This is a genomic window from Streptosporangium sp. NPDC050148 (assembly GCF_055586505.1).
In genome coordinates this window covers 89,288-114,915 of the sequence record NZ_JBVJIA010000012.1, presented here as the reverse complement: position 1 = coordinate 114,915, position 25,628 = coordinate 89,288, and the positions used below count along the sequence as shown (strand labels likewise).

The window sequence follows — 25,628 nt, the reverse complement described above, 5'->3', positions numbered from 1 at the left end:
GTAGATCCAGGGCCTGACCCGAGGAGAGCGGCGATGCGGATCATGCTCACCGTGCTCGGCGAGCACGCCGACCGCGACATCGTGGTCGAGGGCGACGAGACGACCACGGTGGCACGGCTCGCCGAGTCCCTGGCGGGGCAGGGCGGCGAGCGGCCGAGCAACGTGGTGCGGCTGACGCGCAGCAGGGCCCCGTACGGGCTGGGCCGCGATCCGGGCGGGTCCGAGCCGCCGCCGCTCTGGCTGGAGGGCCGTCCCCTCGACCCGTCCGTGCCCGTGCTCGGCCTGCTCCGCGACGGCGACCTGGTCACCCTCGACCGCTCCCTGGCGACGGCCACGGTCGCCGAGGAGCCGGGCGGGATCGTGGAGATCCGGGTCGTCGGCGGGCCCGCGGCCGGGTCCGTGCACCGCCTCAGCCTGGGCGTGCACACCGTCGGCTCCGACCCCGCCTGCTCGGTCTCCGTGGCCGATCCCCGGCTGCCCGCGCGGGCGGCGGTGGTCCGGCTCACCCCGGACGCCATCACCGTCGAGCCCGCCGAGGAGAACGGGCCCGTGCCCCTGCTGGACCGCGACCCGGTCTCCGAGCCGCTCGCCTGGCCCGAGCACGCGGTGCTGAGCTGCGGGGGGACCGTGCTGACCCTGCGGGCGGTCGAGCCTCCCGACGCGCACCTGGACGCGCAGCCGGACGGCGGGCTGGCCTACAACCGGCCGCCCAGGTTCCGGCCGCCGGGCGGCACGCGCCGCTTCGAGGTCCCGGCCGAGCCGAAGCGGGCCGAGACCATGCGGCTGCAGCTGCTGACCGCGTTCCTGCCTGCCGTGCTGGGCGTGGGCATGGCCATCGCCCTGAAGACCCCGTACTTCCTGCTGTTCGCGCTGATGACGCCGCTGATCATGATCGGTCAGTGGTGGAGCGACCGCCGGCACGGCCGCAAGCAGTACCGCCAGGAGCTCAAGCTGTACAGGGAGCGGATGAAGGGGTTCGAGGCGGCCGTGGAGCGCGCCCGCGCCGAGGACGAGGCCGCCCGCCGCGCCGCCGCCCCCGACCCCGCCGAGGTGCTGCTCACCGTGACCGGCCCGCGGCGGCGGCTGTGGGAGCGGCGCGACCACGACCCCGACGCGCTGCGCCTGCGCCTCGGCCTGGCCGACCTGCCCGCCGAGCTGGAGTTCGCCGCCGAGCGCTCCGCGGCGGTCGACGCGCCGCTCCCCGAGCCGCCGCTCTGCCACGCGGTGCCGGTGGCGCTGGCCATGCGCCGCCTGGGCGTCGCGGGCCTGACCGGGCCCCGGCAGGTCACGGCCGGGGTGGCGCGCTGGCTGGTCGGCCAGGCCGCCGCCCTGCACAGCCCGCGTGACCTGGCGATCGTCGTGCTGTCGGCGCACGGCGACGGGCAGGAACGCTGGGACTGGGTCCGCTGGCTGCCGCACTGCGCCCCGCGCGGCGGCGAGGACTGCGTGGCCCTGGTCGGCGCCGACCCCGAGGCCGCGGCCCGCCGGGTGGCCGAGCTGGCCGCGATGATCGACGAACGCCTCGGCGACGAGGCCGCGACCGGTACCGCGGCCAGGCTGGGCCGCATCCCGACCGGCTGGGGCGACCTCGGCGGCGCCGGGGACGACGGCGCCGGGCAGCCGTACGCCGCGCCCGTCTACGACGAGCGTCCCTACGACGTGCTGGTGGTGCTGGACGGCGCGCAGATGCTGCGCGCCCTGCCGGGCATGCCGCAGGTGCTACGCCGGGGCCCCCGCGCGGGCGTGTACACGCTGGCGATCGACGGCGACCAGCGGCTGCTGCCCGAGGAGTGCGTCACCGTCGCCGCGGCGGAGGCCGACGGCACGCTGCGGCTGCGCGGCGGCGGCCTGGACCACCTCGGCGAGATCCTGGCCGACCAGGTGGGCGCCGCCTGGTGCGACCGGCTGGCCCGCTCGCTCTCACCCATCCGCGACGTCAGCCGCGACGACGCGGGCCTGGCGCTGCCCGACTCCGCGCGGCTGCTCGACCTGCTGGGGCTGCCCTCGCTGTCAGGCTCCGACCTGGCCGGACGCTGGGGACGGACGACCGAGGCCGTCATCGGGGTGGGTCCCGAGGGGCCGTTCTCGGTCGACCTGAGCCGGGACGGGCCGCACGCCCTGATCGCGGGCACCACCGGCGCGGGCAAGTCGGAGCTGCTGCAGACCCTGATCTGCTCGCTGGCGGTGGCCAACCGGCCGGACGAGATGACGTTCGTGCTGATCGACTATAAGGGCGGCGCCGCGTTCAAGGAGTGCGTGCGGCTGCCGCACACGGTGGGCATGGTCAGCGACCTGGACGGCCACCTGACCCAGCGGGCCCTGGCCTCCCTGGCCGCGGAGATCCGCCGCCGCGAGCGCCTGCTGCTGGCCGCAGGGGCCAAGGACATCGAGGACTACCACGAGCTGCGCGACGCCCGTACCGCCCGCGCCTCCCGCGACCTGCTCGTCGCCGGGGGCGGCGCACCGGTCAGGCCGCTGCGCGGGCGCGGCGCGTCCTCGGCGTCCACGGCGTCCACGGCGTCCTCGGCGTTCTCGGCGTCCCCGGCGGCCCTGGAGCCCCCGGCGCCGCTGCCCAGGCTGGTCCTGGTCATCGACGAGTTCGCGGCCATGGTCAGCGAGCTGCCGGACTTCATGACCGGGCTGGTCGACATCGCCAGGCGGGGGCGCTCGCTCGGCATCCACCTGATCCTCGCCACCCAGCGGCCCGGCGGTGTGGTGACCGCCGACATCCAGGCCAACACCTCCCTGCGGATCGCGCTGCGCGTCACCGAGTCCGCCGAGTCCGCCGACGTCATCGGCCGTCCCGACGCCTCGTACATCCCCAAGTCCGTGCCGGGACGGTGTTACGTGAAGTCCGGGGCGGGCGCGGCGACGGGCGTGCAGGCCGCGCGGATCGGCGGCCGCAGCCCCGGCGCCTCGGGCGGGGAGAGCCGGGTACGGGTGAGCGAGGTCGGCTGGCACGACCTGGGACGGCCCAGGCCGGTCCAGGCCGGGTCCGAGAGCGGCCACGTCACCGACCTGTCGCTGCTCGTCGACGCGCTGGTGGAGGCCGCCCGGGTGGCCGGGGTGGCCGAGCAGCCCAGCCCGTGGCTGGAGCCGCTCCCCGACCTGGTGACCGTCCCCGGCCTCGTCCCGCCCGCCGGAGACCGAGCAACCGGGGACCGGTCCGGCGGGGACCGGTCCGGCGGCTTCGTGAACGGCGGACCGCCGAACGGCGGGCTGCCCTACCGGCCGGGGGTCGAGGAGGTGGCGCCGCTGGCCTTCGGGGTCACCGACCTGCCCTGGGCGCAGGACCGCCGGGCGCTGACGCTCGACCTGGCCCACGGCGGGCACCTGCTCGTCGCCGGCGCCCCGCGCAGCGGGCGGTCCACGGCGCTGCGCACGCTGGCCGGATCGATCGCCGCGGGCGCCTCCCCCGACGACGTGCACCTGCACGCGATCGACTGCGGCTCGGGGGCGCTGCTCCCCCTGGTGGCGATGCCGCACTGCGGGGCGGTGGTCACCCGCGACCAGCTCGACCGGGTGGAACGGCTGCTGGCCCGGCTCCGCGCCGAGGTGGGACGGCGCCAGCAGCTCCTGGCCGAGGCCGGGTACGCCTCGCTGGCCGAGCTCCGCGCCGCCGACGGTCCCCGGCTGCCGTGGCTGGTGCTGATGCTCGACCGCTGGGAGGGGTTCGTCGCCGCGTTCGAGGCCTACGACTACGGGCGGCTGATCGAGGCGCTGATGCAGCTGCTGCGGGAGGGCCCGGCGGTCGGCCTGCGGGCGGTGGTGACCGGTGACCGGTCCGCGCTGATCGGGCAGATCTCCACGGTCTTCGACGACCGGCTCATCCTCCGGCTGGCCGACCCCACCGACTACGGGCTGGCCGGGCTGCCCGTCAAAAACCTGCCCGCCACCATCGCGCCCGGCCGGGCGCTGTCCGGCGGGGAGCACGGCACGACCGAGAGCCAGATCGCGCTTCTGTGCGAGGACCCCTCGGGCCCTGCCCAGGTCGCCGCGCTCCAGGCGCTGGCCCGCTCGGCCCCGGAGATCACCGGTGATCCGCCGATGCGGGTGGACGCACTGCCGATGCGCGTCACCGCGGCGCAGGCCATGGACCTCGCGCCCGCCTTCCGGCCGCCGTCCCCGCTGTGGGCGCTGCTCGGGGTGGGGGGCGACTCGCTGGCCCCGCTCGGGATCGACCTGCTCGCCCACGGCCCGGCCGCGGTCGTCGCGGGCCCGCCCAGGTCGGGCAGGTCCACGACGCTGCTGACCGCCACCCACTCTCTGCTGTCCCAGGGCACGCCCGCGGTCCTGGTCACGCCCCGCCGCAGCCCGCTGTGCACGCTGGTCGACACACCGGGCGTGCTGGCCGTGCTGGACGCGGGCGGGGATCTGCACGGGGCCGTCGCCGGGCACGACCGCTACGTCGTGGTCGTCGACGACGCCGAGCTGATCTCCGCCGACTCGCCCCTGGGCACCGCGCTGGAGGAGGTGCTGCGCAGCGGCAGGGACGGCGAGCACGGCATGATCGTCGGTGGTACCACCGGTGACCTGACCACCGCCTACCGGGGGTTCGCGGCCGAGGCCCGCAAGGGCCGTACCGGCCTGCTGCTCTCGGTGCAGAGCCCGGCCGACGGCGACCTGTTCACCGTCCGCCTGCCCCGCGGCGCGGTCGGCGGCCCCCCGGGACGCGGCCTGCTGGTGACCGCGGGCTCGGTGACCCCCGTCCAGGCCGCCGTCACGTGAGGACGGCGCAGGCCCGGCCCTGACCGGGCCGCGCACGGACGGCCGTACCCGGACGGACCGCGCACGGACGGCCTGTGCGGGGCCGCACTCGGACGAGGCCGCTCGGACGGGGCCGCACGGACGGGCCGGGGCACGCGGGCGGGGCCGCGCATGGAAACGCCCCGGTCCTCGAAGGCGTCTCCTCCAGGACCGGGGCGTCCCGGCCGTTCCTCTAGCGCGTCGCGGACTCGATGTTGCCGCGGTAGGTGTTGATGACCCTGGAGGCCTCGGCGAGCTCCTCGGACATGCGCTGGAACGCGGCGCGGTAGTTCTGCCACGCCTCGCCGAAACGCTGGGCACCGGGCCCCGTCCAGGCGGTCCCGACTTTCGCGGCCTCGCGGTCCAGCGCGGCCACCGTGGCCCTGACCTGGTCGGCCTGCTGGGTGAACTGGGTGGCCATCTGCTGCATTTCCGCGGGATTGCCGCCGAGCAAGTTCTGGCTCATGCCAGTCTCCTTCGGATCAGTGTCGGGACGGTGACCAAACGAAATCACGATAGGCGAATGGATCACATGGGATCCGGGTTATACCGAGCGGATATGGACGTTCCCGTCGTTGCCGAGAGGCTAACGTTCTTCATTATCCCTATTTTTCGTGAAGCAGGGAGTTATCGGCGGTGGGTGGGATCGTGGTGACGGGCGGGGGAACCGGTATCGGTCACGCCGTCGCGGAGACGTCCGCCGCCCGGAGCGACCGGGTGACGATCCGGCCGGGTCGTGCGCGTCGACGGCGGCGCCCACCCGGCCGGGCAGGCGCCCCATCGCCGCCGGGTGATCAGGGTGCGCCTACACTCCGTTGGAGGCCCGCCAGCCTTCTGTCCGTACGTACTGAAGGGAACGACCTCGGTGCACAAGGTCCTGATCGCCAATCGTGGTGAGATCGCGGTGCGGATCGCACGCGCGTGCAAGGACGCCGGGCTGGCCGGCGTCGCCGTCTACGCCGACCAGGACCTGGACTCGCTCCATGTCCGGGTCGCGGACGAGGCACACGCGCTCGGCGGGCGGACGCCCGCGGAGACCTACCTCGACATCGGCAAGCTGCTGCGGATCGCCGCCGAGACCGGGGCGGACGCCGTCCACCCCGGGTACGGCTTCCTCGCCGAGAACGCGGACTTCGCCCAGGCCGTGATCGACGCGGGACTGACCTGGATCGGCCCGCCCCCGGCCGCGATCGTCGCGCTCGGCGACAAGGTGCAGGCCCGTCACATCGCCCAGAAGGTCGGCGCCCCGCTGGTGGCCGGAACCCCGGACCCGGTCTCCGGCAGCGAGGAGGTCGTCGCCTTCGCGGCCGAGCACGGCCTGCCGATCGCGATCAAGGCCGCCTACGGCGGTGGCGGGCGCGGCCTCAAGGTGGCCCGCACGATCGAGGAGATCCCCGAGCTGTACGAGTCGGCGGTGCGCGAGGCCGTCACCGCGTTCGGCAGGGGCGAGTGCTTCGTCGAGCGCTACCTGGACCGTCCCCGGCACGTGGAGACCCAGTGCCTGGCCGACGCCCACGGCGGCGTGGTCGTGGTCTCCACCCGGGACTGCTCGCTCCAGCGCCGCCACCAGAAGCTCGTCGAGGAGGCCCCGGCGCCGTTCCTGACGCCCGAGCAGATCGACCTGCTGCACACCAGCTCCAAGGCGATCCTGCGCGAGGCGGGCTACGTGGGCGCGGGCACCTGCGAGTTCCTGGTGGGACAGGACGGGACGATCTCCTTCCTGGAGGTCAACACCCGCCTGCAGGTCGAGCACCCGGTGACCGAGGAGGTCTCCGGCATCGACCTGGTACGGGAGATGTTCCGGATCGCCGACGGCGAGGAGCTCGGCTACGACGACCCCGTGCCGCGCGGTCACTCGATCGAGTTCCGGATCAACGCCGAGGACGCGGGCCGCGGTTTCCTGCCCGCCCCGGGCACGATCACCCGCCTGAGCGTCCCGTCCGGCCCCGGCGTGCGCCTGGACTCCGGGTACGAGGCCGGCATGACCGTGCCGCAGTCCTTCGACTCCCTGATCGCCAAGCTGATCGTGACCGGCGCCACCCGGGAGCAGGCCCTGGAACGCTCGCGCCGGGCGCTGGCCGAGTTCGAGGTCGGCGGCATGCCGACCGTGATCCCCTTCCACCGGGCCGTGGTCGGTGACCCCGCGTTCACCGGCGAGCCGTTCTCGGTGCACACCCGCTGGATCGAGACCGAGTTCGCGGGCACGATCCCGCCGTACGAGGGGGAGACCGGCCCGGACGGGGAGCCGGCCGAGCGGGAGCGGATCACCGTCGAGGTGGGCGGCAAGCGGCTGGAGGTGGTGCTCCCCGCGGGGTTCGCCGCCTCGGGCGCCGGAGCGGGCGCGGGCGCCGGACGGAGCACGCCGAGGGCCCCGCGCCGGAACCGGGGCGGGACGGCCGGGAAGGCCACGAGCGGCGAATCGCTGGTCAGCCCGATGCAGGGGACGATCGTCAAGGTCGTGGCCGCCGACGGCGACACCGTGGCGGCCGGCGACACCGTGGTCGTGCTGGAGGCGATGAAGATGGAACAGCCGATCGCCGCGCACCGGGCCGGCACCGTCACCGGGCTGGCGGCGCAGGTCGGCCAGACGGTCACCTCTGGGGCCGTGATCTGCGAGATCAAGGACGCCTGAGGGGCTTCCGGCGCCCCCGGGCCCTGGACGAGGCCCGCGGAGCCCCGGGCCCCCGGGGGCCCGGACGTGCGTTCCCGTCGGGCCCGGGCGGGACCGCGGGTTCCCACAGGCATGGGAGCCCGCGTTCGGGGCAGGGGGCGCGGGGAGGAGACAGGGCGACGGGGACGATCACGCACCATGGCGCTCACCTCGGGTACGAAGGGGATACGGTCGAGAGACGTAGGAAACTACGAGGCCACGACCGAACTACGAGGGCACGACTAGGGAACTACGTGGGAACTCTGACGTCCGCCCATTCGTCTTCAGGACGAAGGAGGCTTTCTGCCGTGACCATCACAAAAGCCGCGCTAGGTCGTTTCAGTGCCACGCTCGTGGCGGTGTTCGCCGGGCTCCTGGCCATGTTCATGATCGCCCCGGCGGCCCACGCCGCGGCACCGGACCCCGGTGTGATCGCCTCGGGCCTCAAGGACGGCGACAACTTCTACCTCGATCCGGCGGCGGGCATCCCCGAGAACGCCGCGAACGCCATGCGTGACGCGGCGGATCAGACGTCCTCCGTCTACGTCGCCATGCTCCCCCAGGGAGCGATCACCAGCCAGTCCCAGGCGAGGACCCTGCTGAGCTCGACCCTCAAGAGCGTCGGGCCCAAGTCCACCGTCCTGGTGATGAGCGGTAAGACCCCGTTCGGCGTGACGAACATCAGGGGCGTCGACGTCGACGAGCTGCTCGGCCGGGCCAAGACCACCGGCAGCCCGACCGACAACGTGATCAACTTCGTCAAGCTGGCGAACGACGCCGCCGTCTCCGGTGGCGCCCCCGCCTCCTCCGGCTCCCGCTCCTCGGGCGGCTCCGGCGCCGGCGTGCTGGTCGGCCTCCTCGTGCTGGCCCTGGCCGGCGGTGGCGGTCTCTTCTTCTACTCCCGTAAGAAGAAGAAGGAGCGCGAGACCCGCGAGGCCGCCGAGCTGGCCGCGGTCAAGCAGACCGTGGACGAGGACGTCACCAAGTTCGGCGAGGAGATCACCGAGCTCGACACCGACGTCAAGCTCCTCAACGACGGCGCCGACCACCAGCAGGACTGGCAGCGCGCCCTCGACTCCTACGACCGGGCCAAGACGGAGCTGGCGGCGGTCAAGCGCCCCGACGAGCTCCGCGGCGTGACCACCGCGCTGGAGGAGGGCCGCTACGCCCTCGCCTGCGTGAAGGCGCGCGTCAACCACCTGCCGCTGCCCGAGCGGCGCTCGCCGTGCTTCTTCAACCCGCAGCACGGCCCCTCGATCCGTGACGTGCGCTGGGCCCCGCCCGGTGGCGCGCTGCGCGACGTGCCCGCCTGCGCGGCCGACGCCGAGGCCGTCGAGCGCGGCTTCGAGCCCCAGACCCGCGAGGTCATGGTCAACGGCCAGCGCCGCCCGTACTACGATGCGGGACCGGCCTACCAGCCCTACGCCTACGGCTACTACGGCGGCTTCGGCGACGTCATGACCGGCATGATGGTCGGCACCATGATGGGCAGCATGATGAGCGGTGGCTTCGGCTACGGCGGCTACGGCGGCGGCGACCAGGCCGCGGGCACCGACTTCGGCGGCGGAGGCGACTTCGGCGGCGGGGGCTGGGGCGACTTCGGCGGCGGAGGCGACTTCGGCGGTGGCGACTTCGGTGGCGGCGACTGGTAGACCCTGATCACCGGCACGGACCTCCGGCCGGGAGGCCGGTGACCGCCACGGCGGGCCACCGGTCTCCGGACCGTCGGAGAAGATCGAGAAGACGACGGCGGGCGTCCCCTTCCCAGGGGGGGCGCCCGCCGTCGGCATGACATCGGGGAGCGGCGCCCACCGTCGTCCTGGCGGGCGTCCGCGCAGACGCCCGGCGGGGTGACCGGGCTCGCGCGGGCCGTCAGGGGCCGGTCCTCACCGAGGCCGGTCTCTCAGGTGCTGGCGCGTACGGTCAGCCGGGGCTGGAGCAGGGTCCCGTCAGGGACGGCGCGGCCCTCCAGTTTCTCCATCAGCAGCCGTACCGCCTGGCGGCCCACCTCCTCGGCCGGGATCAGCACCGAGGTCAGCGGCGGGCTGGAGCGTTCCGCGATGTCGTCCGGGCAGATCGCCACCACCGCGATGTCGTCCGGCACCCGCCGGCCGCTCTGGCGCAGTGCCCCGAGCACGTGGTTGACCGCGGCCTCGTTGTGCACGACCAGCCCGGACAGGCCCGGCCTGGCCTCCAGCAGGCCGGTGATCGCGGCACAGACCCGGTCGAAGTCCTCTTCGCAGGGCAGGGCCACGCCGGCCAGCCCGGTCTCGGCCATGGCGACCGCGAACCCCTCCCGGGTGCGCCGGGCGAACCCGGTGCCCCGGTCGTAGACGACCGAGGGGGCGCCGAGCAGCGCGATCTCGCGGTGCCCGCGCTCGGCCAGGTGCTCCACGCAGAGCGCCCCGGCCCGCGCGAAGTCGAGGTCGACGCAGGTCAGGCCCGCCGAGTCGGAGGGGAACCCGATCAGCACGCTGGGCTCGGCCAGGTCCTTGAGCAGCGGCACCCGGCTGTCGTGGAGCTCCACGTCCATCAGGACCAGCCCGTCCACCAGGGCGCTCGCCGCCGCCCTGCGCAACCCGTCCGACCCCTCGTCCGCGGTCAGCAGCAGCACGTCGTGGTCGTAGCGCCGGGCCTCGGTGACCACCGAGGTGGCGAACTGCATGAGCACCGGGACGTGCATCCCCACCCGGAGCGGCAGCACCAGGGCGATGACGTTGGAGCGCCTGCTGGCCAGCGCCCGCGCCCCGGCGTTGGGGTGGTAGCCCAGCACCCGGACGCTGTCGAGCACCCGGCGCCGGGTGTCGGCAGAGATCGCGCGTTTCCCGCTGAGCACGTACGAGACCGTGCTCACCGCCACCCCCGCGTGCCGGGCGACCTCGCTGATGGTGACGGCCCGCTCGCTCACGCGGCCTCGCAGAGGCTCAGCGTGGCCACGGTGATCCCCGCGTTCTCGAACACCAGATAAAGATCGTGGACTCCCTCGGCCTCCGCAAGTCCGCCGCGTACCTCGGTGAGGTCGTAGCGGCCTGCGCGGGGGACGGGGAGGTCGCCGACGACGGGCCCGTAGAGGGGGTCGTCCAGGCGCAGGGTGATCACGCCGCCCTCGACGCTGGTGGCCAGGACCGAGCAGGAGGCGGCCCCGGCGCCCAGGTCCACCGAGCGGAACACGATCCACGCCCCCTCCGCGGTGGAGCGCACCGCGTCGCCGGAGACCCGGGAGGCGTCCACGAAGGAGACCGAGTCGTACTCGTCGTGGTCCACCGCCGGGATCGGGGCCGCGAAGGCGTCGCGCGGGCCGATGTGCTCGCCCTCGACGTGGAAGGACGCGCAGAGCCGGATGTCGCGCGCGGACCGGCCGATCATGATCTTGTGGGGGGCGTCCTCCACGACGAACCGGTTCCCGACCACGTCCCAGAAGGCCAGCTCCCGGATGTCGAGGTCCCAGTCGATCCGGGTGCTCTGGCCGGGGTCGAGCCGCACCTTGACGAAGCCGCGCAGCCGCCGCAGCGCCTGCTTGACCCGGGAGCGCCGCTGGCGGGTGTAGATCTGGACGACCTCCACGCCGGGTCGGGACCCGGTGTTGGCGACGGTGGCCGAGGCGACCAGCCGTCCGCCGGTGACCTCGACCTCCAGGTCGGAGTAGTCGAAGTCGGTGTAGCTCAGGCCGTGGCCGAAGGGGTAGAGCGGGGTGCCGCGGAAGTACTGGTAGGTCGCGTCCGAGGCGATGATGTCGTAGTCGAGCAGGTCGGGCAGCTCGCACGCCGAGCGGTACCAGGTCTGGGTGAGCCGTCCCTCGGGGTCGGCGTCGCCGAACAGCACCTCGGCCAGCGCGTGCCCGTACTCCTGGCCCCCGTGCGAGGACCAGAGCACCGCGGGCGGGTCGTCGCCCTCCCAGGTCACCGGGTAGCCGCTGCTGATCACCATCACGGTCCGGGGATTGGCCTCGCGCACGGCCCTGACCACGGCCTGCTGGGCCGCGGGCAGTTCCAGGTCGAGGCGGTCCTCGGTCTCCCTGCCGTTGACCAGCGGGTGGTCCCCCACGACCACCACGGCCACGTCCGCGGTCGCGGCGAGCGCGGCGGCGGCCTCGGCCCCGCTGACCACCGTCTCCAGGGTGATCCAGGCGGCGGCGTCGGCGTCGTCGGCCAGGCGGAAGCGGGAGCCGCCCGGACGGCCGTCCAGGCGGGCATCCGGCTCGCTCTCCAGGGCGAGGTAGCGGCCGGTGGAGATGTGCCGGAACGCCACGGTGCCGCGCGGGCGCTCCTCGGTGCGGAAGGTCTGGCGCACCTCCCAGCCGTTGGGTCCCGGCTGGTCGTTGACCAGCACGCCGTCGTCGTCGATCGACAGGTGGCGGCCGGTCGTCACCGAGCGCAGTGCGTAGCTGCCGCCGCCCCAGTCGAACAGGTCGAACAGGCCGGGCTCGGCGGCGATGCCCAGCGGGCCGCCGTCCGGGTCGGCCACGACGTGGCCGCCGTCCACCGAGAGCGTGATCCGGTCCACCGCCTCGCAGAAGACGGTCTCGCACCGCCCGGCCAGCCCGGCGCGGGCGGTGACCGCGTACGGGAGCGTCCCGGAGTACCAGTCCTCCATGAGCGTGTCGCCGAGCTGGCCGATGACCGCGATCCTGCGCGTCCCGGGCGTCAGCGGCAGCAGGCCGTCGTTGCGCAGCAGCACGATGGAGCGCCGGGCGGCCTCGCGGGCCAGCGCCTGGTGCTCGGGGCAGTTGACGACCTCCTCGGTGATGTCGTCGTACGGCGTGGACGGGTCGAACTCGCCCAGCCGGAAGCGGATCGACAGGGCGTGCCCCACGGCCGCGTCCACGTCGGCCTCGGTGAGCAGGCCGCGCTCCAGGGCGGCGTGCAGGTGGCCCAGGGTGGCCTCGGGCCGGTCGTCGTCCTGGGTGAAGCTGTCCAGCCCGGCCTTGACCGCGTGGGCGTACGCCTCGGGCAGGTCGTCGTGGTAGGCCTGCAGGCCGGTGAGGTTGGCGGGCGCGTAGGCGTCGCTGACCACCAGGACGTCGTCGGGCGCCCAGGCCCGCAGCACCTGGGCGATCAGCGGGCTGAGGTGGGCCGGGCGGCCGTTGACCAGGTTGTAGGAGGGCATCACGGCGACCGCGGCACCGGAGGCCAGGGCCGGGCGGTAGGCGGGGAGCTCGTACTCGTGCAGCACCCGGGGCGGCAGGTCGCTGGAGGTGACGCAGCGGTCGGTCTCGTTGTTGTAGCCCAGGAAGTGCTTGAGGGTGGGCGCGGTCTTCAGGATCTTGGGAGCGCTCCCACGAAGGCCGGAGGCGTACGCCTCCCCCATGACCCCGGTCAGCCAGGGGTCCTCGGAGTAGCCCTCCTCGTTACGGCCCCAGCGCGGGTCGCGCAGCGGGTTGACCACCGGCGCCCAGACGTTGAGCCCGGCCCCGGCCGGGTCCTTGCGGTGGAAGGCCACGACCTCGTCGCCGGTGGCCTCGCCGACCCGCCTGACCAGGTCCGGGTCCCAGGTGCTTGCCAGCCCCACCGCCTGGGGGAACACCGTCGCCGGTCCCAGCCAGGCCAGGCCGTGCAGCGCCTCGGTGCCGGTGCGGAACGGGGCGAGGCCGAGCCGTTCCACCGGCGGCTGGTACTGGTGCAGCAGGGCGACCTTCTCCGCCAGGGTCAGCCGGTCCCGCAGGTCGGCGATGCGCGTGGCGAGCGGCAGATCCGGGTCACGGAACGGTTCGGTCATGGGGGACCATCCCTCTGAGAGCGTCGAAGCGCTTCGACTGGCCTGCGCGAAGAACGCCTCTGTCGAAGCGCTTCGATAATCGGTCCGGGAAAACTCCGGCCGTCACCGCGCGTTTCACTGCTCGTTACGCGCGTGTTTCGAACGGAGCTTCCCTGAAGGGTGCCCTTCCGTGAGCGCTGGGTCAAGAGATGCGGGGCAAACGACCCGAATCCACCGAATCCAGGACCCTGGCGGCGCCTCCCAGCGCGGCGGCGCCGTAGCCGAGGGTGGAGGCCACCACCCGGCAGCCCCCGGCCTCGGGCGCGATCGTGCGGCTCCGCACCTCGGCCTCGACCGCGGGCAGCAGCCAGGGGGCGAGCGGCACGTAGTAGCCGCCCAGGATGACCACCTCGGGGTTGATCAGGTTGGCCAGCACGGCCACCCCCTTGCCCAGGTTCCGCCCGACCGAGGCGAGCACGTCGAGCGTGCGGGGATCGCCCGCGCCGGCCAGCCGTACCACCTCGTCCAGTTCCACCTCGACCTCGGCGGGCGAGAGCGCGGCGTGCTCCAGCACGGCGCCGATCCCGGCGACGGCCTCCAGGCAGCCCAGCCGCCCGCAGCGGCACTCGGCCCCGAGCGGGTCGAGCTGGATGTGGCCGATCTCCCCGCCGTAGCCCTGACCGCCACGGCGAAGGCGCCCGTCGAGGATGATCCCGGCACCGACCCCGATCTCACCGGTGAGGTAGACGAGGTTGGCCGTCCCGGCGTGCGGCCCGAAGCGGTGCTCGGCCAGCGCGGCGAGGTTGGCGTCGTTGTCGACCTGGACCGGGAAGCCCGGGTCGCGCAGGGCCTTGGTGAGGTCACCGCACAGGTCGGCGTCGCGCCAGCCCAGGTTGGGCGCGATGCGCACGCCGCCGTCGACGCCGATCAGGCCCGGCACGCCCACGGTCAGCCCGAGGACCTGGCGCTCCTGCTTGGCCATCCGGCTCACCACCCGGCGGACGATCCCGGCCACGGTGGCCATGGCCTGCCCGGCCGTGCCGCCCGCGCCGGGGAAGGACCTGCGCCACGACAGCAGCCTCTCCCCCGACAGGTCCACCGCGACCGCGGTGACGTAGTCGACGTTGACCTCGATGCCGATCGCCGCGTACGGCGAGCCGTCGAGCACCAGCATCGTGGCGGGGCGGCCGACCCGGTTCTCGGTCAGGCCGGTCTCCCGGACCAGGCGGCGGTCGATCAGGTCGGCGACCAGGCTGGAGACGGTCGCCTTGTTCAGACCGGTGGAGGCCGCGATGTCGGCCCGCGAGCACGGCGCGTTCCCGCGCACGAACCTCAGCACCACGGCGAGGTTGGTGGCCCGCACGTCGGCGAAGTCGGCGGGCCGCGGGTCGGTCGTTGATGTGATCAAGGTGAATCCCGCTCCCGCTCGGCCAGGCTGGCCCCATCATGCCCCATCGTTCACCAATCTGTGATCGCTCCACCGTGGCCCGCGATCGGCGGTCCCTTGTGGCGGCGGCCACCCTCGACTAATTTGTTTGGTCAACAGACGAACTAATTCTACCCCGGACCCTCTCCCCACGACACCCCCGATCCACCCCGGAACAACGAAGGGAGCGCCCCGTGAAGGATCTTCCCAAGGGCGCCGTGACCAGCCGCCGCGGATTTCTCGGACTGGTGGGCCTCACCGCCGCGATGACCGCGGGCGGCGGACTGCTGGGCGCGTGCTCGGCACCGGCAGGGCCCCGGCCCGGCGCCGGAGGCGGGGCGAAGGCCGCCGCGGCGGACAAGCTGACGACCCTCACCCCCACCTACACCGCCTTCCCCGGCGTCAAGCCCGACCTGCCCGGCACGGTCTCCACGCTGCCCGGCGTCCCCGACGTCAGCGGCGGCTTCACCTCCTACCCGGCCGACCCCGCCCCCGCGCTCACCCAGAAGGCCGGCAAGGGCGGCACGTACAAGGCCATGACCCCGCTGTGGGGCCCGCCCCCTCCCGGCCTGTCGGAGAACTCCTACTTCCAGGCGGTCAACGCCGACATCGGCTCCACCGTGGAGTTCCAGATCACCGACGGCACCGTCTACGCCGACAAGGCGATCGCCCGCCTGGCCTCCGGCGACGTCCCCGACCTCATGGTCATCCCGAGCTGGGAGATCGAGAAGATGGCGGACTTCAACACCGCCGTCGACAGGGCGTTCGAGGACCTGACCCCCTACCTGCAGGGCGACAAGGTCAAGCCGTACGCGCTGCTGGCCAACCTGCCCACGGCCGCGTGGCAGTGGTCGGTGTGGAACGACAAGCTGATGGCGGTGCCGTTCCCGACCGAGCCGTACCCGATCGCGCTGCTCTACCGCAAGGACATCTTCGAGGACAAGGGCTGGAACGCCAACCCCAAGTCCGCCGACGAGCTGTTCGAGCTGGGCAAGGAGATCACCGACGCCAAGGCCAAGCGCTGGGCGTTCGGCAGCATCCACGAGATGATGTGGCCGACCTTCCGCGTCCCGCAGGAGTGGCGCTACGAGGGCGGCAAGCTCGTGCACAAGTACGAGACGCCCGAGTACGTGCTGATGCTGGAGTTCATGCAGAAGGTCTTCAAGGCCGGGCTGGTCCACCCCAGCGTCGTCAGCAGCAAGGGCTCCAACGAAAAGGACCTGATCGGGGCCGGGCAGATCCTCGTCTACCGCGACGGCCTGGGCGCCTGGAAGGAACTGCTGCAGCAGCACCGCGCCAAGAACCCCGCCTTCGACATCGGCGCCTTCCCGGTCTTCGCGCACGACGGCGGCAAGCCGCTCATGCACCACGGCACCGCGGCCGGCATCTTCACCTTCGTGAAGAAGGGCCTGCCCAAGGAGAAGGTGGCGGAGATCCTCTCCATCCTCAACTGGTGCGCGGCGCCGTACGGCACCAAGGAGTACGAGCTGGCCAACTTCGGCGTGGAGGGCAAGCACTTCACCCGGGACGACAAGAACGTGCCGCAGTCGACCGACCTGGGCCGCAAGGAGGTCGCCTACACCTACGGCTTCCTCGGCGGGCGCCCGCTGTACGTGGACTGGATCTGGCCTGACGCGGTCAAGGCCAACGTCGAGTGGCAGAACGCGTCCTTCCCCTTCCTGGAGAAGGGCCCCTTCGACGGGATCAGGATCCAGCGGCCGTCGAAGCTCTCGGGCCTGCAGGTGCCCACCGAGGACAAGTTCACCGACATCATGCGCGGACGGCGCCCGGTGAGCGACGTCAAGCAGATCGTCGCCGAGTGGCAGCGGGACGGCGGGAACGAGGGCCGCGACTTCTACATGAAGGTCCTGCAGGAAAACGGCCGTGCTTAGGGACGACACGAAGACCGGGCCGGCGGGTGACCTGACCTCACCCGCCGGCACCGGCACCTCCAAGGATGTCCGTAAAAGGGGCCCGAGGACAAGACGGACGCGCCCGCAACCGCTCCGCTCGCGGCTGAAACGTGACTGGCAGCTGCTGCTGATGGCGTTCCCCGCCGTCGGCCTGCTGATCGTCTTCCACTACGTCCCGCTGCTCGGCAACGTGATCGCGTTCCAGGGCTACTCGCCGTACGTGGGCGTCGCCGAGAGCCCTTGGGTGGGGTTCACCAACTTCCAGTGGCTGATGTTCGACGACAGCTTCTGGGACGCGACGATCAACACCCTGTCGATCACCACGTTCCAGCTGATCTTCTACTTCCCGGTGCCGATCATGCTGGCCATCCTGCTGGACAGCGTGGTGCGGCCCCGGCTGCGCCTGTTCATCCAGGGCATCGTCTACATGCCGCACTTCTTCTCGTGGGTGCTGGTGGTCACGCTCTTCCAGCAGATGTTCGGCGGGGCGGGCCTGCTGTCGCAGACGCTGCGCGACAACGGCTACGACGGCGTCGACCTGATGACCAACCCGGACACCTTCATCGCACTGGTCACGGCGGAGACGATCTGGAAGGACGCCGGCTGGGGGACGATCATCTTCCTGGCCGCGCTGGCCGCGATCAACCAGAACCTGTACGAGGCCGCGGCCGTGGACGGCGCGAGCCGCTGGCGGCGCATGTGGCACATCACCCTGCCCGGCCTGCGCCCGGTCATCGTGCTGCTGCTGATCCTGCGCCTGGGCGAGGCGCTCAACGTCGGCTTCGAGCAGTTCTTCCTGCAGCGCGACGCGGTCGGCCGGGACGCGGCCGAGGTGCTGGACACCTTCGTGTACTGGCGCACGCTGCTGACCGGCGAGTGGAGCTACGGCGCCGCGGCCGGCCTGGTGAAGGGGCTGGTGGGACTGATCCTGATCCTGGTGGCCAACAAGGTCGCCCACCGATTCGGCGAGCAGGGAATCTACAAACGATCATGACGACTCTTCCTCCCTGGGCCGAGCGGCCCAGCCGCGTCGGCGGGCTCCTCAAGGGGCTCCTGCTGACGCTCATCGTCGCCTCGGTGCTCTTCCCGATCTACATGGTCGTGCTGACCAGCCTGTCCACCCAGGAGGCGGTGACCGCCTCCGGCGGCCTGGTCATCAAGCCGAGCGGGCTCTCGCTGGCCGCGTACCGGGAGCTGTTCGCCGGGGGCGTGGTGACGCGGTCGGTCGGGGTCAGCCTGGGCGTGACCCTCGTCGGCACGGCGATCAGCCTGACCGTGACCGTGCTGGCCGCCTACGGGCTGTCGCGGCCCGGCTCGCTGCTGCACCGGCCGCTGCTGTTCCTGGTGCTGCTGACGTTCCTGTTCGGCCCGGGCCTGATCCCCAACTACCTGCTGGTCAGCTCGCTGGGGCTGATCGACACGTACTGGGCGCTGATCCTGCCCGGCGCGGTCACCGCCTTCAACCTGGTGGTGATGCGGGCGTTCTTCATGAACATCCCCGAGGAGGTCTCCGACAGCGCCCGCATCGACGGCGCGAGCGAGTTCAGCATCCTGCGGAAGATCGTGCTGCCCATGTCCAAGGGCGTCACCGCGGTCATCGGGCTGTTCTACGCGGTCGGTTACTGGAACTCGTTCTTCAACGCCGTCCTCTACCTGAACGACAACGCCAAGTGGCCGCTGCAGGTGGTGCTGCGGCAGTACGTGCTGCAGGGCCAGTCCCTGGTCGTCGGCCAGTCCGGCGTCGGCACGGTCCCGGGCCAGTCGCTGCCGCCGAGCCTGGCGATCCAGATGGCCATCGTCGTGGTCGCGCTACTGCCGATCCTGTTCGTCTACCCGTTCGTCCAGCGGCACCTCACCAAGGGAGTGATCATCGGGGCCATCAAGGGCTGAGCGGCTTTCGTCGAACGGGCCTCTCGGACCGGCCTTGACCGACGCTCCCTGACGGGCGGGTCTCGGCGGGCGGATCATGGCGGGCCCCGCACGGGTTTCCCGGCCGGTCACAACCCGGGGACCCGGGGACCGGGTGGGCCCGGCGCGTGGCCGGGCCCCGGGTCAACCCCCCGAGCGTGCCTCCCGCTCCCTGGCCAGTTCCTCCTCCAGCTCGCGGACCTGCTGCTGGAGCGCGAAGATCCGTCGGATCGCGGCGAGCGTCATGCCCTCGCCGACCAGCCGGATGGCGTCCTGGAGATCACCGATCTCGTGACGGGTGTAGCGGCGCTGGCCGCCGCTGGAACGGGCCGGGCGGACCACATCGTGCTCGTCGAGACGACGCAGGAATGCCTGCTCGACGTTGAGCATGTCGGCGACCTGGCCGACCGAGTACAGGGGGGCGTGCTCGTCGTCGAAGGGCAGGCGGGCCATCATGGTTCCCTCTCTTGAAACGCGGAAGGGTGGGGCCGGAGGGTTCCGGCCGTCCACCCTGCCCGGTTCCACGTTCAGGCCCAGTGCCCTCAGGACTTGATCGACTTCTGCTCGGACACGTTCTCGGCCTTCTGGATCTCGACCTTGCGGGGCTTGGCCCGCTCGATGACCGGGATGCGCACCGCCAGCACCCCGTTGGAGTAGGCCGCGTCGACCTTGTCGGCGTCGAGGTGCTCGGAGAGGTAGACGCGCCGGGTGAAGGTGCCCATCGGGCGCTCGCGGACGAACAGGCGGTCGTCCTCGCCGTACTCCTCCTCGCGGCCGGCGCTCACCGTGAGCACGCCCCGGTCGACGGTCACCTCGATGGAGTCGGGGTCGATGCCCGGCAGGTCGAACTTGAGCAGGACGTCGTCCTTGCGGCGGACCCCGTCGAGCGGCATGGCCCCGCGCGCGGCGCCCTCGGACCCGCCGAAGGCCTGGCGGGCGAGCCGGTCGAAGCGGCGGTCGAACTCCTGCACGAACGGGTCGATCGACGTGAGCAGCATCGGTAACCACCTCCGGTGAACCTGGCAGGTTTCCTCAAGCCTTCCTTCTCGGAAACTTGTTACTTCAGTTATAGGTTATCGGCGGCCGAGGTTGCAAGTCATCTCATCAAGATTTTTCAGAGATGGCGCACGGTGAGCATCGACAACGGCTTCTACCTGCGGAAAGGATGAGCACGCCCGGCTCCCGAGGGAACCGGGCGGGCTCACGAAGCAGGCCCGGCCGAGCCGGGTCAGGGGGGGCAGGGGCAGGGGCGAGGACAGGGGCGGGGAACGGGAAGCGGGGCAGGGAGCGGGAAGCGGCCGGGGGTCAGGCCCCCCTGGACAGCGCCTCGAACTGCTCGTCGGTCAGCGTGACGGTCGCGGCGGTGACGTTGTCCTCCAGGTGCGCGACCGTCGAGGTGCCCGGGATGGGCAGCATCACCGGCGAGCGCCGCAGCAGCCAGGCCAGCGCGAGCTGCGAAGGCGAGGCCCCGTGACCGGCGGCCGCCTCGGCGAGCGGGCCGCCCGCCTCGGCCAGCCTGCCGGTCGCCAGCGGGAACCAGGGGATGAAGGCGACGCCGTTGGCCTCGCAGTACTCCAGCAGCGGCTCGGCGTCGCGGTGCGCGAGGTTGTAGAGGTTCTGTACCGAGACGATCCTCGCCGACCTGCCCGCCTCCTCGACCTCCTCGACGCTCACCTCGCTGAGACCGATGTGACGGATCTTGCCCTCCTGCTGCAGGAGCGCGAGCTCCCCGACCTGGTCGGCGACCGGCACCGCGGGGTCGATGCGGTGCAGCTGGAACAGGTCGATCCGTTCCACGCCGAGGTGGCGCAGGCTCAGCTCGGCCTGCTGGCGCAGGTACTCCGGACGGCCGACCGGACGCCACCGGCCGGGCCCCTGCCGGGTCAGCCCCGCCTTGGTCGCGATGACCAGCTCGTCGGGGTAGGGGTGCAGCGCCTTCCTGATGAGCCGCTCGGCCACGAACGGGCCGTAGGAGTCGGCGGTGTCGATGAGGGTCACGCCCAGCTCGACGGCCCGGCGCAGGACCCGGACGGCCTCCTCCGGGTCGCGCGGCTCCCCCCACACCCCCTCGCCGGTGAGCTGCATGCTGCCGAAACCGAGACGGTTGACGTTGAGGTCGCCCCCGATGGCGAACCGGCCGGACGCCTCTGCGGGGCGGGTAGTGGTCGTCATGGTCGTCCTCCCAGAACCAGGCAACAGGCGGGCCGCGACGATCCGGCGCGTCCCGCCGGATCGGTGACCCGAGACATCCCTGCGGGATCTCGTGCCGTCCCCCTTACCCCCGGGACCCCTGGTCATCCGGCCCCGGGACGGGTGCGGCCCGCTCCCCCGCCGGGACGGGAGAACGGGCCGCACCCGGGACGCGCCGGCGGTCAGCGGGTGAAGGTGACGTCCCTGATCCGCAGTCCCCCCTTGAAGACCAGGTAGACGTCCTGGCGGCCCCGCACGCCCTGGACGGGGGCCTGCGCGGTCGCCCAGGAGTACACGCCGCCGGTGGCGGTCACCGGCACGGTCCCGGCGAGGGTGCCGGTCGGCGAGCCGAGGCGGACCTCGACCGAGGAGGCCGCGGTGGCCGCGACCCCGAGCCGGACGCCGGTGACCCCGGAGCCGGAGTCCACGTCCTCGAAGGAGATCCACTCCCCCGCCGAGGCCGCGACCGCGTCGCCGCGCACCTTGGTCTCGTCGACCAGCTCGGCCCCGGAGTGGTCGTCGAAGTCGGCGGCGCGGGTGACGCGGGTGAGGTCGCGGGCACCGATGCGCTCGCCCGTCACCCGTACGGTCGCCCGCTGCCGGATCCTCTCCGACGACGAGCCGACCATGACGTCGTGGGTGGAGGTCTCCACGGCGAAGCGGCCCCGCGTCACGTCCCACAGGGCCAGGTCGGCGGTCCTGAGCGGGAACGTCACGGTCCTGGTCTGTCCGGGGGCCAGGTGCACCCGCTGGAAGCCGCGCAGCTGCTTGACGGGCTGCTCCACCCGGGAGGCGTGCTGGTGGGTGTAGAGCTGCACGACCTCGTCACCCGCCCGGGTGCCGGTGTTGGTCACCCGGACGCTCACCTCGTGCCCGTCGCCCCGGGGGACGACCTTGAGGCCCTGGTAGCCGAAGGTGGTGTAGCTCAGGCCGTGCCCGAAGGCGTACAGCGGGTCGGCCGTGGAGTACAGGTAGGTCGCGCGGGTCTTGATGATGTCGTAGTCGAGGATGTCGGGCAGGGGCGTGCTCTCCTTCGGCCAGGTCTGGGTGAGCCGGCCGGCCGGGTTGGCGTCGCCGTAGAGCAGATCGGCCAGGGCGTGACCGGTCTCGGCTCCGGCGTGGGTGGTCCACAGGATCGCCGGGACCTTCCGCTGGAGGGCGTCGATCGTGGTCGGGTAGCTGTTCTCCAGGATCACGACCGTGTTCGGGTTGGCGGCGTGGACCGCCTCGACGAGCTCGCGCTGTCCCTCGGCGAGGCCGAGGTCGGTCCGGTCGTGGTCCTCGCGGCCGTTGATGAACGGCATGCTGCCGACCACGACCACCGCGACGTCGGCCATCTTCGCCGCCGCGACGGCCTCGTCGACGCCGCTGCGCACGGTCTCGGTCTCGAAGCGGGTGGCGTCCGCGGCGACGCTCAGCGAGAGCGTGCCGTCGGCGGCGGCCTTGACGTAGACGTTCGGGCCGAACCAGTCCTGGGCGGTCTCGTACCCGGCGTAGCGCAGCAGCGTCGTGCCGTCGGCCTGGGCCTCCAGTTTGAACTGCTCCTGCACGAACCAGCCGGTGGGCTGCTCCTGGCTGTTGACCAGGGTGGACCAGTTCGCCCGGCTGACGTACCTGCCGTTGGCGACGCTGCGCAGGGTGACGACGCCCTGCCCCCAGTCGAAGACGTCGAACTGCTCGGTGGCCCCGGCCGTGGTGGACGAGAGCCTCAGGTCGGCGCCCGCGCCGGTGCCCGCGGTGAGGTACCTGCCGCCGGACTTCAGGGCGATCCGGTCGACGCCCTCGGCCGAGACGGTGCTCGCGGCCCGCTTCCTGATGCCGTCGAGCGGGGTGACGCGGTACGGGAGCGAGCCCGAGTACCAGTCGGTGTAGAGGGTGTCGGCCAGCGGGCCGACCACCGCGACCTTCTTGCCGGGGGAGATCGGCAGCGCCGCGGAGGAGTTCTTCAGCAGCACCGCCGCCTCGGCGGCGGTCCTCCGGGCCAGCGCGCGGTGCGCCGGGCTGTCGACCACCTCCTTGGTGATCTTCCCGTACGGTCCCCCGTCCGGGTCGAACTCGCCGAGCCGGAACCGGATGTGCAGGATGTCGCGGACGGCCTCGTCGAGGTCGGCCTCGGTGAGCAGTCCCTGCGCGAGCGCCTCGCCGACCGCGGCCGCCGTCGGGGCCCCGTCGGTGTTGTCGACGGTGAAGCTCGACACCCCCGCCTTGACGATGGCGGCGGCGGCCTCGGCCCGGGTGGCGAAGTAGCGCTGGGAGCCGACGAGGTTGTTCGGGCCTCCGGCGTCGGAGACGTTGAACAGCCGCCGGTCGCTCCAGGTGTCGACCGTGGAGGTGAGGTCGGTGACCGTGGCGGGCCGCCCGTTGACCAGGTTGTAGGCCGTCATGACGCCGGTGGCCGCCCCGGCCTCCAGCGCCGTCCTGAAGGCCGGGATCTCGTACTCGTTGAGCACGCGCGGGCGCAGGCTGGAGGAGGTCGTGTCGCGGCGGATCTCGTTGTTGTTGGCCATGAAGTGCTTGAGCACCGGCGCCGCCCGCAGGTGGTCGGGGTCGTCGCCCTGGATGCCCGAGCCGTACGCGGTGGAGATCGCGCCGGTGAGCAGCGGGTCCTCGGAGTAGCCCTCCTCGTTGCGGCCCCAGCGGGGGTCGCGGAGCAGGTTGACCACGGGCGCCCACAGCTGCAGGCCCCACACGCGGGGGTTCTCGGAGTGGTAGCCCCTGGCCTCCTCGCCGACGGCCGTGCCGACCTTCTTGATCAGAGCCGGGTCCCAGGTGCTGGCCAGGCCCACGGCCTGCGGGAAGACCGTGCCCTTGGCGGTCACCACGTTGCCGCCGTCGTCGATGTCGGTGGACCAGGCGACGCCGTGCAGCGCCTCGGTGCCGGTCTTGAACAGCCCGATGCCGAGCCGCTCCACGGCCGGCTGGTACTGGTGGAGCCAGGAGATCTTCTCGGCCCGGGTCAGGCGGCCGAGGAGGTCGTCCACGCGCTGGGACAGCGGGAGCGAGGGGTCACGGAAGGGGTGCTCGTAGGCCGCGCGGGCGGGTGCCGCGCACAGCCCCAGGGTCAGGGCCGCCGCGGCGACGGCCGCGACGGCCTTGGTCGACAGGGACATTTCGCCTCCAGGTCAGGGGGAGTCGAAGGGGGGAGGGCTCGCATGGGCCGGGAGGCTCACATGGGCCGGGAGGGCCCGGTAGGGGTCGGGAGGGCTTCTCACGGGGCCGAAAAGGCCCCTCGGGTCCGGGGAGGGCTTCTGCGGGCCCGGGGCCTTTCGAGGATCGGGGCCTTCGAGGATCGGGGCCTTCGAGGATCGGGGCCTTCGAGGATCGGGAAGGCCGCGGAAAGCGCGGGGTCACTTCACGGCGCCCACGGTCACGCCGCGGGTCAGGGTGCGTTGGAAGATGAGGAAGAAGACGACGGCCGGGAGGATGCCGAGCAGCGCCGAGGCGCTGGACATCGTCGCGTCCATCATCTTGTCCCCCTGCAGGACGCCCAGCGCGACCGGGACGGTCTGGTTCTCGTTGGAGATGAGGAAGATCAGCGGCAGGAAGAACTCGTTCCAGGTCCAGATGAAGAAGAAGACGAGCAGCACGCTCAGCGTCGGTGAGCTGATCGGCACGACGACCCGCCACAGGGCCCGCCACTTGCCCGCCCCGTCCAGGGCCGCGGCCTCCAGGATCTCGCGCGGGAAGCGGCCGAGCACCGAGGAGAGCAGGTAGGTGCCGAACGCGCTCTGGATCACCGTGAAGATGATGATCATCCCGAGCCGGGTGTCGTACAGGCCCACCTGCTTGGACAGGTAGTACAGCGGGTAGACCAGTGCCTCCTGCGGGAGCGTGTTGGCCACCAGGAACAGCACCAGGATCCACATCCGGCCGCGCACCCTGCCGATGCCGATCGCGTACGCGTTGAACACCGACAGCACGGTGGCCAGCACGGCCACCGAGCCGCTGATCAGCAGGCTGTTCCAGAGCTTGCCGCCGAAGTCGACCCGGTTCCAGAACTCGACGATCCCGTCGAGGTACAGCGAGCCGGGCAGGCTCAGCGGGCCGCCCGCGGAGTATTCGGCCGGGGACTTCACCGCGTTGAGCGTGACGATGGCGAACGGCACCAGCATCACGACGGCCAGCACGACCAGCGCGGCCAGGACCGAGTATTTCCGGATCATGCTTCCCTGTCCTGAACCCGGAGGAACAACACCGTCACCACGATGATCACCAGGGTGAGCACGGTGGCGATCGCCGAGCCGTATCCGACGTTGGCCTTCTCGAAGAAGTTCTGGTAGCTGAAGTAGGACGGCACCAGCGTGGCCCCGCCCGGGCCGCCCCGGGTCAGCACGAAGATCGGCCCGAAGACCTTGAGGGCGGCGATCGTGCAGGTCAGCAGGACCACGTAGATCTCCGGCCGGATCTGCGGGATCGTGATGTGCCAGAACCGCCGCCACCATGACGCGCCGTCCATCTCCGCGGCCTCGTACAGCGCGGGGTCCACCCGCTGCAGCCCGGCCATGAAGATGACCACCGGGTAGCCGATCTGGAACCACACCATGATGGCCATGACGCTCGGCAGCGCCCAGTCCGGGTCGCCGAGCCAGTTCCTCGGCTCCATCCCCAGCAGGGCGAGGAACTCGTTCAGCGCCCCGAAGCGCGGGTGCATGATCCAGCCCCAGACGATGCCGGCGACCGCGACCGGCAGCACCTGCGGCAGGTAGTACGCGGCCCGCAGCGCCCCGGCCGTGCGGGGGCCGAACCTCCTGCCCACGTGGTCGAAGAGCGTGGCCGCCAGGACCAGCCCGACGATCGTCGGGACGATCGCCATCGCGACGATCAGCGCGACGTTGTTGCGGAAGGAGGTCCAGAACCGCGCGTCGGCCAGCAGCCGGGAGTAGTTGTCCAGCCCGATCCACCGGGGATCGCCGATCCCCTGCCACCGGGTGAAGCCGATCCCGACGTTCATCAGGAACGGCACCGCGACGACCGCGGTGAACAGCAGGGCACCGGGCAGCAGGAACACCAGGTACCCGCGGTCACGAGACCTCTGCATCGGAGGTCTCCTCTCTGTGTCTCCACACGTACGGGACCCCGTACGTCGCCGGGCCGCGCGGGC

16 protein-coding genes are annotated in these 25,628 nt (G+C 72.2%); 6 read left to right on the top strand and 10 right to left on the bottom strand.

Annotated features, from left to right (window positions below):
* Window positions 1-33 precede the first annotated feature (33 nt).
* Window positions 34-4,728 carry an FtsK/SpoIIIE domain-containing protein gene (locus tag ACZ6RT_RS15970; protein WP_470154170.1) on the top strand — a complete coding sequence of 1,565 codons (4,695 nt, stop codon included), beginning with the start codon at window positions 34-36 and terminating at the stop codon, window positions 4,726-4,728.
* Between the two features lie 211 nt (window positions 4,729-4,939).
* On the opposite strand, the gene ACZ6RT_RS15965 is transcribed toward ACZ6RT_RS15970, so the two are convergent.
* Entirely contained in the window at window positions 4,940-5,212 is a 273-nt protein-coding gene (locus ACZ6RT_RS15965) for a WXG100 family type VII secretion target (RefSeq protein ID WP_344889587.1), read from the bottom strand.
* A gap of 399 nt (window positions 5,213-5,611) precedes the next feature.
* On the opposite strand from ACZ6RT_RS15965, the gene ACZ6RT_RS15960 reads away from it, so the two are divergent.
* Window positions 5,612-7,378, top strand: coding sequence for an acetyl/propionyl/methylcrotonyl-CoA carboxylase subunit alpha (locus ACZ6RT_RS15960; RefSeq protein ID WP_470154168.1), 1,767 nt, complete (start codon window positions 5,612-5,614; stop codon window positions 7,376-7,378).
* Between the two features lie 326 nt (window positions 7,379-7,704).
* Window positions 7,705-9,048, top strand: coding sequence for a hypothetical protein (locus ACZ6RT_RS15955; protein ID WP_399185891.1), 1,344 nt, complete (start codon window positions 7,705-7,707; stop codon window positions 9,046-9,048).
* A gap of 251 nt (window positions 9,049-9,299) precedes the next feature.
* On the opposite strand, the gene ACZ6RT_RS15950 is transcribed toward ACZ6RT_RS15955, so the two are convergent.
* The 3 genes from ACZ6RT_RS15950 to ACZ6RT_RS15940 form a co-directional block, all read right to left on the bottom strand.
* Window positions 9,300-10,304, bottom strand: coding sequence for a LacI family DNA-binding transcriptional regulator (locus ACZ6RT_RS15950; protein ID WP_399185890.1), 1,005 nt, complete (start codon window positions 10,302-10,304; stop codon window positions 9,300-9,302).
* Window positions 10,301-13,111: a glycoside hydrolase family 3 C-terminal domain-containing protein gene (locus tag ACZ6RT_RS15945; RefSeq protein WP_399185889.1), complete on the bottom strand. Its 2,811-nt coding sequence runs from the start codon at window positions 13,109-13,111 to the stop codon at window positions 10,301-10,303. Before ACZ6RT_RS15945 ends, ACZ6RT_RS15950 begins: the two co-directional genes overlap by 4 nt.
* Before the next feature lie 181 nt (window positions 13,112-13,292).
* Complete coding sequence (locus ACZ6RT_RS15940; protein ID WP_399185888.1) at window positions 13,293-14,498, bottom strand: ROK family transcriptional regulator; 1,206 nt, start codon at window positions 14,496-14,498, stop codon at window positions 13,293-13,295.
* Between the two features lie 212 nt (window positions 14,499-14,710).
* Here ACZ6RT_RS15940 and ACZ6RT_RS15935 point away from each other — a divergent pair, with 212 nt between their 5' ends.
* From ACZ6RT_RS15935 to ACZ6RT_RS15925, 3 genes are read left to right on the top strand one after another with little or no spacing between them, the layout of a single operon-like run.
* Window positions 14,711-16,408, top strand: a complete 1,698-nt coding sequence (locus ACZ6RT_RS15935; protein WP_399185887.1) for an extracellular solute-binding protein — start codon at window positions 14,711-14,713, stop codon at window positions 16,406-16,408.
* On the top strand, window positions 16,401-17,423 hold the full coding sequence (locus tag ACZ6RT_RS15930; protein WP_470154164.1) for an ABC transporter permease: 1,023 nt from the start codon (window positions 16,401-16,403) through the stop codon (window positions 17,421-17,423). Before ACZ6RT_RS15935 ends, ACZ6RT_RS15930 begins: the two co-directional genes overlap by 8 nt.
* Window positions 17,420-18,319 (top strand): carbohydrate ABC transporter permease, encoded by a 900-nt coding sequence (locus tag ACZ6RT_RS15925; protein WP_399185885.1) that lies wholly within the window; start codon window positions 17,420-17,422, stop codon window positions 18,317-18,319. Before ACZ6RT_RS15930 ends, ACZ6RT_RS15925 begins: the two co-directional genes overlap by 4 nt.
* 162 nt (window positions 18,320-18,481) lie before the next feature.
* Here ACZ6RT_RS15925 and ACZ6RT_RS15920 read toward each other — a convergent pair whose 3' ends face one another.
* The 6 genes from ACZ6RT_RS15920 to ACZ6RT_RS15895 all read right to left on the bottom strand — a co-directional run bounded on the left by ACZ6RT_RS15920 (window position 18,482) and on the right by ACZ6RT_RS15895 (window position 25,565).
* A complete protein-coding gene (locus ACZ6RT_RS15920) occupies window positions 18,482-18,793 on the bottom strand; it encodes a helix-turn-helix domain-containing protein (RefSeq protein WP_399185884.1) in 312 nt (103 codons plus the stop codon).
* Window positions 18,794-18,879: 86 nt separating this feature from the next.
* Window positions 18,880-19,335, bottom strand: coding sequence for an Hsp20/alpha crystallin family protein (locus ACZ6RT_RS15915; RefSeq protein ID WP_399185883.1), 456 nt, complete (start codon window positions 19,333-19,335; stop codon window positions 18,880-18,882).
* 307 nt (window positions 19,336-19,642) lie between these two features.
* Window positions 19,643-20,509: an aldo/keto reductase gene (locus ACZ6RT_RS15910; protein ID WP_470154161.1), complete on the bottom strand. Its 867-nt coding sequence runs from the start codon at window positions 20,507-20,509 to the stop codon at window positions 19,643-19,645.
* Window positions 20,510-20,709: 200 nt separating this feature from the next.
* A complete protein-coding gene (locus tag ACZ6RT_RS15905) occupies window positions 20,710-23,637 on the bottom strand; it encodes a glycoside hydrolase family 3 C-terminal domain-containing protein (RefSeq protein WP_470154159.1) in 2,928 nt (975 codons plus the stop codon).
* Window positions 23,638-23,874: 237 nt separating this feature from the next.
* Window positions 23,875-24,690 (bottom strand): carbohydrate ABC transporter permease, encoded by an 816-nt coding sequence (locus ACZ6RT_RS15900; RefSeq protein WP_399185880.1) that lies wholly within the window; start codon window positions 24,688-24,690, stop codon window positions 23,875-23,877.
* On the bottom strand, window positions 24,687-25,565 hold the full coding sequence (locus tag ACZ6RT_RS15895; protein ID WP_399185879.1) for a carbohydrate ABC transporter permease: 879 nt from the start codon (window positions 25,563-25,565) through the stop codon (window positions 24,687-24,689). The genes ACZ6RT_RS15900 and ACZ6RT_RS15895 overlap by 4 nt, the downstream gene beginning before the upstream one ends.
* Window positions 25,566-25,628: the final 63 nt, after the last annotated feature.